We start from the raw sequence: 12288 nt of genomic DNA, 5'->3' as shown, positions 1-12288 counted from the left end.
CTCCAGGCCGCCGACCGCGGCCACCGCCTGGCGCAGGTTGTCCAGGTCCTGGTCGATCTGCAGCGGCTGGCCCGGCGTGCGGCGGTCCTCGGGCTCGCACGGCACGRCCAGCAGCCGGCAGCCGGTGCGCCGGCCCTGCACCGCGGCCGCCAGCTGCGAGCACACCTCGTAGCGCACCACCGAGATCCGGCTGTCGCCGACCAGGAAGCCGCGCAGGCCGAGCGCCGCGCCGCCGCCGTCGAGGTCGCGCTCGACATGGGCAAACTCCCAGGGCACGACGTCGAGCTCGGTCGCGATGCACTTGATGCGCAGCCGCAGCCCTTCGTTCGGTGCCAGCTTGGCCAGCGAGTTCGTGAAGAAGCTGCGCGCCTTCGGCGGCAGCAGCAGGCCGCCGATGCGCTGCCCGAGCGCGACCAGCTCGCTGCGCTGGCCGCCGAGCCGGCGCGCGTCGAGCGCGGCCAGCTGGTGCGCCAGGTCCGCCGGCACGCACACCTCCTCCGGCACGGCCTGCTCGCCGGCCGGCGACRCATCGACCTGCACGCAGAAGCGCTCCCCGTCCAGGCCGGGCCGGACGTGGTTGAACAGTCGGATGTCGAGATTCCGGTAGGCGTCGATCATCGGGGGCCTCGGAGGTAACAGGCCGAGTGGACGCCGCTGCAGGGTGCACTGCATCCTCATTCGGAAGGACGCCACGGCCCTGTCCCCCGCACTCCGGGGGACTCGCCACCACCCCCCTAGTTCGCGCTGTCGGACTCGCGCCGGCCTTTGCGTTTTCACAGTCAAGAGATGCCGTCCCGTGCGGCCTTGTCCGTGAATCCAACGAGGAGTGCCTGCCGTGAGTGTTGCCACCATCCCTGCGCCGTTCCTGGCCTTCGACAGCTTCAGCCCGCCGACCGAGTCCGAGACCTCGGTCGGCTACGGCATCTCCGAGCGCGCCGCGACGCGCTCGCCCTTCATCTCGGTGTACGAAGCCGGCGACGACGAGACGGCCTACGACGACCCGATGCGAGAGGCCTGTGCCGGCCTGATCGACGAGCTGCATGACGAGGAGTTCGACGAGGCGCTGTTCGAGCTCGAATGCCACGCCCGCGCGCTGCACGACCGGCAACTCTCCGCCGGCATGCCGCGCGGCCAGGCCGACCGGGCGGTGATGCAGCACTTCGCGCCGCTGGTGCGCGAATGCGAGGCGGCGGTCGACGCGATGGCGCAGCAATTCGGCCCGCGCCAGGGCGCCGGGCTGGTCGAGGGCGAGGTCGATGCCTTCGTCGACGGCTACACGCCGGCCGCGAGCCACGAGATGCAGCAGGAACCGCAGTTCGAACAGTTCTTCGGCAAGCTCCTCAAGAAGGTCGGCGGTGTCGTGAAGAAGGTCGCCGGCACGGCGATCCAGGGCATCACGAAGCTCACGCTCGGGCCACTGCTGTCGCGCATCAAGGCACTGGTCAAGCCGCTGCTGCAGCGCGTGCTGCAGAAGGCCATCGGCCACCTGCCGGCGCCGGTGCAGCCGATCGCGCTGCAGCTCGCGCGCAAGCTCGGGTTCGCACCGCCCGAGCCGGCACCGGCCCCCACGACCGCCACGGCCCCCGATGCCACCGCCGCGGATGCCGCCGCCGCCGGCGTGCAGGACGTGGCCGGCGCCGACGCCCCGCTGCCGCAGCAGGAGTTCGACCAGCAGGTCGCGAACGCCGTGCTCGCGCAGGACGAGACGCAGCTCGACATGGAGGTCGCGCAGTCGGTCGCGCTCGGCCAGGGCGAGGCGCCGCCGGTCTTCGCCGAGCTCGACGACGCGCGCGAGCGCTTCATCCACGAGCTGCAGGACCTGCGGCCCGGCGAGAGCCCGCAGCCGATGATGGAGAACTTCATCCCGGCCCTGCTGCCGGTGCTGAAGCTGGGCATCCGGCTGATCGGCCGGCCGCGCGTCATCAACTTCCTGTCGCCGCTGCTGGCGAAGTTGATCGCCAACCTGGTCGGCCCGCAGCAGGCGGCGGTGCTGTCGCGCGCGATCGTCGACTCCGGGCTGAAGCTGCTGAGCCTGGAGATGAGCGAGGAGGTGACGCAAGAGATGACGCAAGAGATGACGCAAGAGCAGGAGGCCGGCCTCGCCGCCTCGGCCGTCGCCGCCACCGTCGAGGAGACGGTGGGCCGCATCGCCGCGCTGCCCGACCATGTGCTCGACCAGCCCGAGCTGCTCGAAGGCTATGCGATGGAGGCCTTCGAGCAGGCGGCCGCCGCCAACCTGCCGGCGGTGCTGCCGCCCGGCATCTACCGCCAGCGGCCCGAGCTGCTCGAGGCCGGCATCGATGCCGGCTGGGTGATGCTGCCGCTGCGCGGGCGCAAGCGCTACAAGCGCTGCACGCGGGTGTTCGACGTGCGCATCACGCCGCACATGGCGGGCGAGGTCATGAGCTTCGAGGGCGCACCGCTCGCCGACTTCCTGCACGAGCAGCTCGGCCTGCCCGAAGGCGAGGCGGCCGATGCGCAGCTGCACCTGTACGAAGCCCTGCCCGGCACCCGCCTCGCCGACATCGCCCGCAACGAGTTCGAGCAGGGCGATGCCTCGGGCGCGCTCGGCAGCCAGGAGCTGCACCCGCTGACGCCGCAGGCCGCCGCGACGCTGCTCGGCGCGCCCGGCCTCGGGCGCGCCGTCGACGGCAACGGGCAGCGGCCCGCGATGGGGCAGCGCCTCTACCGCGTCGACGTCGGCGGGCGCCGCCCGCATGCGATGCACGGGCGGCACGGCCACCGCCATGGCCACGCGCACGGGCTGGCCCATGCCCGCCGCGCGATGCACCTCGGCCTGCGCTTCGACTGCACGCAGGACCAGATCCGCGCCTGCATCTTCCTCAGCGAAGCCAAGGCGCAGAAGCTCGCGATGCGGCTGCGCCAGTCGACCAATGCCGGCGTGCTGAGCGCCGGCTTCGGGCGTGCGCTGCAAAGCCGCCTGCAGCACATCCTGTCCGGCCCGCCGGGCCGCGGGCTGCGGCTGGTGCATGCCGGCGCCTCGCCGGCCGCCAGCGCCGGCATGCAGAACCTGCCGCAGGCGCAGGCCCGGCGCTATGCGGGGGCCTTGCAGAACTGGCTGGTGCAGGGCTTCGCGAGCTTCATCCAGACGCAGTCGGCGGCCTTCATCGCGGCCACCGAGAACGCGGCCGACGGCGTCACGCTGCGCTTCTCGATCGCCCACCCGCCGGCGCTGAAGGCGGTGTGCGACGCGATGGCCGGCCGCGGTGCCGCGCCGGCCCAGCTCACGCTCGACCCGGCCCCCGCGGTGATGGTCGACGTGGCACCGGGGCACCGCTGTGGCTGAACTGCAAGCCGCCGCCGCGCTGCAGACGCAGCGCCAGATCGCCCACTGGGTGCTGGCCGCGTCGCGACTGATGCTGGACGACCTGGCCGGCGAGGCGGCCTGGGGCCGGCTCGAGCAGTACCTCGGGCTCGCGCTGCGCCGCCACCTGCAGGCGAAGGTCGATGCGCTGGCGGCCGATGCACAGGTGCTGCTGGCGCACGGCCAGGCGGCGCGCAGCCCGGCCGCGCAGGCGCAGGTGCGCCGCCTGCTGCTGGCGTTCCGGCGCCAGTACCTGCGCACCGAGACCACGCTGGATTTCTTCGCCGACGCGATCAACACCCGCACCAACCCGCAGGTGGCGGCGATGCTGCGCGCCTGCGACAGCCTGGCCTACCGCAGCATGTCGCAGGTGCTCGACGAGCTGGGCCACCCGACGCCGGTGGTGCTGACCTACCTCGACAGCGGCGCCGGCGCCGCGATCATGAAGGCCGGCCTGCGGCTGTGGGACGGCGGCGCGGTGTGCCCGGTCGCCACCATCAAGATCACGCGCCACAACCTGCTGCGGCCGACCGCGCTGATCCACGAGGCCGGCCACCAGGTGGCGCACATCACCGGCTGGAACGACGAGCTGCGCACGCTGCTGCAGCACGGGCTCGCCCAGGCCGGCTCGCATGGCGACCTGGCCGACGTGTGGGCCTCGTGGGCGAGCGAGATCGCCGCCGATGCGTTCGCCTTCGGCCACACCGGCTTCGCGAGCGTGGCCGCGCTGCACGACGTGCTGTCGGGCGAGCCGAGCCTGGTGTTCCGCTTCTCGCCGGGCGACCCGCACCCGGTCAGCTACCTGCGCGTGCAGCTCGGCGCGGCGCTGTGCCGCCACTGCTACGGCGCAGGACCGTGGGACGAGCTCGAGCTCGCCTGGACCGGGCTGCACCCGCTGGAGCGTGTCGACAGCGGCACGCGCGCGCTGATCACCGATTCGCAGCCGCTGCTGCCGGAGCTGGCGCGGCTGCTGGTCGAGACGCCGATGCGCTGCTTCCGCGGCCGCTCGCTGCGCGAGCTGCTGCACCCGCAGCGCGTCAGCCCGGCAGCGCTCGACGAACTGCAGTCGACGCTCGGCCCGGCGCTGTTCACGTCGGCCCACTGGCTGTGGACCGAGCCGCTGCGCACGCTCGGGCTGACCGGGCTGCAGCTCGCCCGCTGCGGCGGCCAGCCACAGGAGGCGAAACGCATCCTCGAACAACAGCAGCAATCGATGCTGCGGATGGGCGGCGCGTTGCAGCCCGCCTGATCCCGACCACTTCCACCCACCACCACCACGCACCTACAGGAGCATTTCCATGGCCAAGGCCCCGCCCTCTCCCGCCCGCGGCACGCGCCGCACCGCCCCCGTCGCCGACACCGCCCCCGAGGCGCAGGCTGACACGCCCACCGAGCAGACGACACAACAGACGCAGCAGTGGGGCGGGCACAACCCGTCCACCGACCAACTCACCCAGCTGCTGCTGACCGTGCTGACCCGCGCCAACCAGCAGATCCCGACCCCCACCGGGCTGATCGGTCCGGCGCTCGACGTGGCGCTGCGCTTCCAGACGCTGTCGGCCCAGCTGTCCACGCTCGCCGACCCGGCCGCCCTGCGCAACCTGCCCTGAGCCGCGCCCCCTGACCCACGGAGACCTTGTCATGTTCAGACACTTCGCCACCCTCGTCTCGCCCGACACCTTGTTCAGGGCCCACCCGGCCGAGCTCGCCTGGCTGCTGGAAGAAACCTGGCGCCAGCGCTTCGACATCCAGGCCAAGGCGCTCGGCGACCCCGACCGCCGCAGCGCGCTCAGCGCCTCGCCGACGCCCAGCCCGCTGGGCGCGCCGCTGTCGGACGAGCTCAGCGACATCCTGACCTTCTTCGACAGCAGTGGCGGCGACCCCGTCGAGATCGCGCGCCAGTTCCGCTGGGACCACCTGATCTACGCCTACATGATCGAGAACACCCGCGCCTACGAGGTGTTCAAGCGCGTGGTCCACGAGTTCGTGCACGGCGAGAAGCTCGGCGTGCCCGATGCCGATTCGCAGGCCTGGCTGCGCAACACCGAGGAGCTGTTCTTCAAGGACGGCGCGCCGTTCTTCGTCACCTCGCTGGTCAGCCACATCCGCAGCGACCTGCGCGCGAACCGCCGCAACCCCTACCAGCGCATGTTCGGCATGGAGCTGAACCACGGCATGGACGACGGCAAGCCGCAGCCCTACGTGCGCGCCGAGGCGGCGAACGCCGAGTTCGTGCCGACCTTCGAGGAGTTCCTGCGCGAGGTCTGGGTCGGCATGACCTACGTCACCGCGAGCGCCAGCAGCAACCCGACCGACCCGGCCAAGATCGTCACGCTGGCCAGCAAGCTGAAGAACATGCTGCTGTCGCGCCGCCAGGACGGCAACCTGTCGCGCGAGGAGTTCTCGGCGGTGACCGCGATGGCGTGGTTCCACCTGACGCTCGAGTACAAGAACGATGGCGCCAGCGCGCCGATCGTCGCGTCGCTGCGGGCGCAGGCCAACGGCACCGAGCAGCGGCTGTTCAAGGTCGCGGAGCGCGTCGGCCTGCCGGCGCACGGGCTGTCGAAGCACTTCTTCGACATCGCCGACGCGATCTCGCGGATCCTGACGCAGATCGAGAGCAACGACTACGACACCACCGACAAGGTGCGCGCGCTGTTCACGCCGGACACCACGCTGCAGGCCACCCCCGAGGCGGCGATGCGGACCATCATCACGCACTGGACAGCGATCACCGGCCGCGATGTCAAGGCCCGCAAGGTCGCGCCCAACTGAGCGCCGGAGGTCGATGCCATGAAGCCGGATTCCCCCTTCCTGTCGGCCTACCCGACGCCGGAGCACGAGACCGCCCCCGAGGCGCCGCCGGCCCGCGGTGCCGGGCTCGGTGCGCTGCTGTTCGAAAGCCCGTACGTGCGGCTCGCGCTCGTCGACCATGAGGACGACGCGCAGTCGGAGTGCGAGGCCTGCCGCTGCCACGAGTTGGACAACGAACTGGACGACGAAGCCCCCGAGTCCGAAGTCGACGACACGCCAGTGGTCGATGCGCCGCTGTCGGCCGACGACCGCACCTGGGTGCTCGACCTGCGCCGCTCGGCGCTGGAGCGCCTGCCGGACGCGGCGTTGCAGCGCAAGTACCTGAAGGAGGTCGACTGGAAGGACGTGGAGTTCCCCGACAACGTACCCCCCGGCGGCTCGGCGACGGCGGCCGTGAAGGCGCACTGGGCCTTGTCGGAGCGGCTGTTCGCCGACATGGCCCGCGTGACGCCGGAGCGGCGCGTGAACCTGGGCGACACGAAGATCGCGTTCCGCGCGCACCGCCCGGTGGCCGTGCCGGGCCAGAAAGGCGCGCAGCTGTACGCCGAGGCCAGCGCGGCCTTCGTGCGCATGCGCGAGGCGGCACTGCAAGAGGGCGTGACGCTGGACATCACCTCGTCGTGGCGTTCGGCCGGCCACCAGGCGGCCCTGAGCGCCTCGCAGCCGAATGCGAAGGCGGTGGCCAAGGGCCACTCCGCGCACATGTACGGCCTGGCGGTCGACCTGCAGATGTCGGTGCGCGGCCTCGATGTGTCGGGCAAGAGCCAGACCCGCACCGCAGAGAAGATGGCCAAGCTGGTGCGCATGTACCGCTCGCCGGTCTACAAGTGGATGATGCTGCGCGGCAAGGCCTTCGGCTGGTACCCGTACCGCCGCGAGCCCTGGCATTGGGAATACAACCCGCCGGGGCTGAAGGCGCGCTTCGAGGGGGGCTCGGCTCCTGCATCGACGTCTGCGAAGGCGACCGCCACCACCACGCTGTCGGCCGGTGGCCAGCCCAAGGCGTGGGTGCGCTTTGCGCAGCGCGTGCTGAACGCCACCGCGGGCGAGCGGCTCTCCGACGACGGCGATGCCGGCCCGCTGACGCGCGCCGCGCTCGCCCGCTTTCGCGACAAGCACCGGCTCGGCGGCAGCTCGGAGCCGGGCAGCTCCACCGACATCGCGCTGACGCAGCGCGCGCTGGAGCACCTCTCGCACACCTCGATGTTCGCGGCGCTCGGCACGCGCGACGCCAGGCTGGACCAGGCGCTCGCGGCCTTCCGCGCCGAGCGCCACCTCGGCTTCGGCGCGGTGCTCGACGTCGCGACGCAGACGGCGCTGGCGGATGCGCTGCCCTCGGCGGCGGCAGCGTCGCCTTCCAGCTCAGCGTCCGTCAGCGCCACGCCGGTGCCCCACCTCGGCGGCCAGGTCTGGCTGATGAAGGCGAGTTCGTATGCCGAGCCGGTGGCGGTCTTCGTGCCAAAGGCTGCTCTCGGGCAATCGAGCGTGGACGTGCTGTTCCACGTGCACGGCCTGTTGCGCGGCCCCTCGCTGCCGCCGAAGCCGCCGGGCGGCTTCATCACCGCAGCACCGTTCCGCCTGGGCGCGCTGGTCGATGCCTCGACGCTGCCGATGGTGCTCATCGTGCCCGCGATGAACTGGAACGCGCCGGGCGGCGTCACGGCCGGCGGCCATCGCAATCCGCGCTGGAGCGCGCTGGCCCAGCCGGCACGGTTGAACGCGCTGATCGCCGAGGTGCTGGCCGACGTGGCACGCGTGCAAGGCCGCGGCCAGGCACCGGCGCTGAACCGCCTGGTGGTCTCGGGGCACTCGCGCGCCTACGACTTCCTGGAGCCGCTGCGCGCGCTGCACGCCGATGCGCAGGCCCACCAGGGCGCGCTCGCACAGCTGGCGCAGGTGTGGGCGTTCGACTCGACCTACGTCGGCGAGCCCGCGGACTGGAAACGCTGGCTCGCCGACCGGCCCGGCCTGCAGGCGCACTTCTTCTACCTGAAGGGCTCGGCGACCCACGACCGCGGGGATGCCTTCCTGCGCGCACGCGGCGGCAACCTGCATGTGACGCGGATGGAGACAGGGCAGCACCACCAGGTGCCAGGGCTGCAATTGCCGGCGCTGCTGCAAGGCCTGGCGAGCGGCGGCGAGCACGAACTGGAGGAGGGGCTGCCGCTGGAGGGCGAGGATCCCGATGCGCTGGAAGAGATCGATCGCCAGGCCGAGCAGGACGACGAGCAAGGCGATGACAAGCTGGAGGCGCTCGCGGACGAGTTCGAGGCTGCGGACGACGAAACGGGCGATGACGAAGCTGGCGATGACGAGGCCCTGGCCGACGACGAAGGCCCCGACGACGAGGCCGAATCGTTCGAGGACAACGAGGAAGAAGCCGCCGACGCCGAGCCCGAGGACGCCGGCGAACTCGATCCGGAGACGGAAACGCCCGACGAGCTCGACCAGGCCCTCGGCGACAAGGCACCCGTGCCGGTGCCTGCGGGCCGGCCGGTGCCGTTCGCGCCGCTGCCGCCGCCCTGCAGCCACTGGCCGCTGCGCACCACGCACCCGCAGGCGCGCGTGATCTCGTACAAGTTCCGCGAGCCGAACGGCATCGAGGGCCGCGCCGGCCGCATGTTCCTCGCCGAGCGCAAGGGCAAGCGCAACGGCGTGGCCACGCGGCGCCGGCATGTCGGTGTGGACCTGTTCGCGAAGAAGGGCGACGTGGTGCTGGCCTGCGAGAGCGGCACCATCGTGTCGTTCGCGTTCTTCTACGCCGCCGCCTCGGGCCAGCAGACCTACCGGCTGCTGATCGAGCACGAAGGCTCGGGCATCGTCGCCAACTACGGCGAGCTGACGAAGGATTCGCTGAAGCGCAACGGCCTGTCGGTCGGCGACCGCGTGGCAGCCGGCCAGGCGATCGGCTTCGTCAGCGACACCGCGATGCTGCACTTCGAGACCTACGTGAAGGGCAGCACCAACACCGCCCGCTGGTGGCGCGACGAGAAGAATGCGCCGGCCTCGCTGCTGAACCCGACGCGCTACCTGCTGTCGCTGCGCGAGCGCGGGACCGCGTCGGCCGGGGCGGGCGCGCCGGCCACGGCCTCGCCACCGCCCGCGCCCTCCACCGCGACTCCGGGCGCCCGTCCGCAACCGCCCACCGACCCGTCGGCGTACCGCACCTTCCGGCTGACGACCTACCACGTCGTCGACCAGTCGGACGATCCGACCGGTGCCATCCGCATCCCGATCCTCGGCGACGACGGCCGCACGATCGCCGAAGGCAGCCCGGCCTTCTTCGCGAAGCTGTCGCTGGAAGGCACGGCCCGCCTGGGCGATGGCCGGCTGGTCAACGTGACCGGCCAATCGACCGCGGTGTCGCACGAGCGCTATGCCGCGGTGCTCGACTACCACGAGCGCGCCTACGCTCGCCGCAACGCGCGGCTCGCGGCGCAGGGCAAGCCGCCGGTATCGACGAGGTACTCCGGCATCTCGGTCAAGGACGGCCGCGTGGTCGGCGCGATGACCTTCCACGAGGTGCCCGCCGCCCGGCGCGGCGTGGGCTATGGCATGCAGCGGGGTGTGGCGTACACGCCATTCCGCACGCTGGCGGCCGACCTCGGGCTGAAGGCGAACTCGGAGCCGCGCTGGAAGGGCCACGGCGGGCTGGTGCCGGCGCACACGCCGGTCTACATCAAGGAGTACGACGGCCTGGCGCTGCCCGACGGCCGCGGCGGCAGCTTCGTGCACGACGGCTGGTTCACCGTCAACGACACCGGCGGCGCGATCTTCGGCGCGCACTTCGACGTGTTCACCGGCAGTGCCGCGCTGGGCCGCGGCGCGAAGCTGCCGGCGATCGGCCAGGTGTGGTTCCCGGGGATCGAGGGGCGGGTACCGGCCGGCTACTCGCTCGGCCTGAGTGCCTGAACCGGGGGTGCCGGCCACCGTGCTCGTGCACGGTGGCCCTGCATTTCCACCGGGTTGATGAAGCGTTCCCCGCGTCCGGAAGCTATGCTGCCCGCATGCGAAAGAACCTCATCGCCCTGGCCGCCGGGCTGCTGTCGTGCGCGCCGCTGATCGCCTCTGCCGCCGATGCCACGCCGCCGAAGCGTTACTCGCTGAAGCAGACCGAGCCGAGCGGCGGCACGCACATCGTGCGCGAGCTGGCCAACTCCAACCTGCCGCTGGACAAGCCCTACGGCGAGCTGACGCCGCAGCAACAACGCGTCGTCAAGGCACAGTACGAGGAAATGGGGCCGGACGACGAACCGCCCTACCCGCTCAACGGCCCGCGCGGCATCGTACGGGCGCTTGCGGATGGGAGGAACCGGCTGCACGTCAACGGCAGGCTGCTGCTCGCCGTCGACGTGAACAGCAGCGGCGAGGCGACGGCGGTGTCGGTGATGTCCTCGCCAGACGACCGGCTGACGCAGTACGCTGCCGCCGTGCTGATGAAGGCGAAGTACAAGCCGGCGCGCTGCAACGGCGTGCCGTGTGCGATGCAGTACCCCGTGCGCATTCTCATGAAGGCCGACTGAGCGGGGCGGCGCGCTCGTTCAGCGCCCGCAGGCATCGCGCAAGCGCCACCCGCGCCTCGGCCAGCCACGCACTGCCCGGTGCGGCCAGCCGCTCGCGCAATGCGACGGCCCGTGTCAACGGCGCGCGTGCTGCCTTCGCGTCCCCCTCCGCGAGCCAGGCCTCGCCCTGCAGCAGCAGCGCGTCGGCCTCCTTGTCATCGAAGCGAGCCGATTCGCGCTCCGGTGCGAGCAGTGCCAGCGCCTGCGCCGCCTGGGCGCGGGCATCGGCCGGCCGCTGCAGCTGCAGCGCGGCACGCCCGCTGAACAGCAGCCACTGCACGCGGTCGAGCTGCGGCCCGCCGTCATCGACCAGCACGATCTCCTTCAGCCGCTCGATCGCCTGCGCGGCCTGCCCCTGCGCCAGCAGCAACCGCACCGCCTCGAAGATGAACGGGTTGTGCGTGGCCGGTGCTGCGACGCCGCTGCCCACGGCGCGCCAGATGCGGTGCGCCTCCTCGATCTGCCGGCCGCTCTCGGCATGGCGGCCCATCGCGGTCCAGTTGCGCGCCTGCAGCAGCATCTCGCGCGCGAGCGGCACCGAGCCGGGGTAGTGCGCGCGCAGGTCGTCCAGCTCGGGTGCGTAGTCGCGATCGGCCTCGGCGAAGCGGCCGTCTGCATGGTGGGCATCGCCGCGGAAGCGGTTCACCGCCCCCACCGCCGCCGGCGTTGCGTTCGCATCGGGGCGCTCGATCGCGGCACGCGCGTCATCGAGCAGCCGCCAGCCTTCATCGCGCCGCCCGAGGCTGTGCAGCAGGCCCCCCAGCTTGGCCTGGGTCTGCAGCGTGCCGCCGTCGAGCGGGCCGCTGAGCTTGCGCGAGAGGTCGAGCGCGCGCCGCAGGTTGCCCTCGGCCGCGCTGAAATCGCGCGCCGCCGCCTGCGCCTCGGCCAGCTGCACCAGCGGCGTCACCGACCAGGCCGACGGCGCCGCCTCGTGCCGGTCGATCTCGGCCAGCGCCTCCTTCAGCATCGCCTGCGCGGTGGCCGCATCGCCAGCCAGGTGGTGCGAGCGCGCCAGGTTGCGCAGCGCCTCGTAGCCGCTCGACCACTGCGCCGGGTGCCGCCGGAAATGCGCGACCGCCTGCTGCGCCGCCTCGCGCATGCCGGCCAACGACACGTACTGCTCGATCTCGGCGCGGTTGATCCACATCCAGCCGCGCGTCTCCGACGCGTCGTCGCCGATCGCATCGAGCACCTGCCGGGCTTCGTCCATCGCGGCCAGTGCGCGGGCGCGGTCGTCGGTGTGGTTCACGTCGCGGGCGTAGGCGAGCAGCGCATTGGCGAGCCGCGCGTCGTGCGCACCGAACGAGCGCCGCGCCGCCTCGACGCGCTGCAGCCGCAGCTGCCCGGCCTCGTCGAACAGGCCGAGCTGGAAATGCATGTCGGCCAGCGTGTCGAGCACCTCGTCGAGCGCTTCGGGCGAATCCTTCAGCGCCTGCGCCGCCTGCTTCGCGCCGACCTCGAGCAGCTCGCGCGCGGTGGTCTGGCGGGCGCGCAGCGGATCGGCCTGCTGYAGCGAGTTGGCGGTGAACAGGCTCGTCAGGAAGCCCTGCACCGCCTGCGCCCGCTGGCTCTCGCGCTGCGCGAGCG

The 12288-nt window shown here is 72.2% G+C and carries 8 protein-coding genes; 6 read left to right on the top strand and 2 right to left on the bottom strand.

All coding sequences use genetic code 11. The features are described from left to right. On the bottom strand, positions 1 to 618 hold a 618-nt coding region (locus AC1D1T_RS24160), incomplete at its 3' end, for a hypothetical protein (protein WP_477992612.1). A 217-nt stretch (positions 619 to 835) separates the two neighbouring features. Here AC1D1T_RS24160 and AC1D1T_RS24155 point away from each other — a divergent pair. From AC1D1T_RS24155 to AC1D1T_RS24130, 6 genes are all read left to right on the top strand, one after another. Beyond that, the gene (locus AC1D1T_RS24155; RefSeq protein ID WP_477992611.1) at positions 836 to 3307 is read left to right on the top strand and encodes a hypothetical protein; all 2472 of its coding nucleotides are present in this window, start codon (positions 836 to 838) and stop codon (positions 3305 to 3307) included. After that, positions 3300 to 4574, top strand: a complete 1275-nt coding sequence (locus AC1D1T_RS24150) for a hypothetical protein (protein ID WP_477843234.1) — start codon at positions 3300 to 3302, stop codon at positions 4572 to 4574. The genes AC1D1T_RS24155 and AC1D1T_RS24150 overlap by 8 nt, the downstream gene beginning before the upstream one ends. 49 nt (positions 4575 to 4623) lie before the next feature. Continuing rightward, positions 4624 to 4935: a hypothetical protein gene (locus AC1D1T_RS24145; RefSeq protein ID WP_477843232.1), complete on the top strand. Its 312-nt coding sequence runs from the start codon at positions 4624 to 4626 to the stop codon at positions 4933 to 4935. A 31-nt stretch (positions 4936 to 4966) separates the two neighbouring features. Further along, a complete protein-coding gene (locus AC1D1T_RS24140) occupies positions 4967 to 6100 on the top strand; it encodes a hypothetical protein (RefSeq protein ID WP_465115004.1) in 1134 nt (377 codons plus the stop codon). 18 nt (positions 6101 to 6118) lie between these two features. Next, complete coding sequence (locus AC1D1T_RS24135; protein WP_477992610.1) at positions 6119 to 10051, top strand: D-alanyl-D-alanine carboxypeptidase family protein; 3933 nt, start codon at positions 6119 to 6121, stop codon at positions 10049 to 10051. Positions 10052 to 10146: 95 nt separating this feature from the next. After that, positions 10147 to 10662 carry an energy transducer TonB gene (locus tag AC1D1T_RS24130; RefSeq protein WP_477992609.1) on the top strand — a complete coding sequence of 172 codons (516 nt, stop codon included), beginning with the start codon at positions 10147 to 10149 and terminating at the stop codon, positions 10660 to 10662. On the opposite strand, the gene AC1D1T_RS24125 is transcribed toward AC1D1T_RS24130, so the two are convergent. Then, a partial coding sequence (locus AC1D1T_RS24125) for a hypothetical protein (RefSeq protein ID WP_477992608.1) occupies positions 10646 to 12288 on the bottom strand: 1643 nt, incomplete at its 5' end. The two genes, AC1D1T_RS24130 and AC1D1T_RS24125, sit on opposite strands and share 17 nt — an antisense overlap.

The organism is Rhizobacter sp. P2_H3 (assembly GCF_056403355.1).
This window is presented reverse-complemented; position numbering and strand designations above follow the sequence as displayed.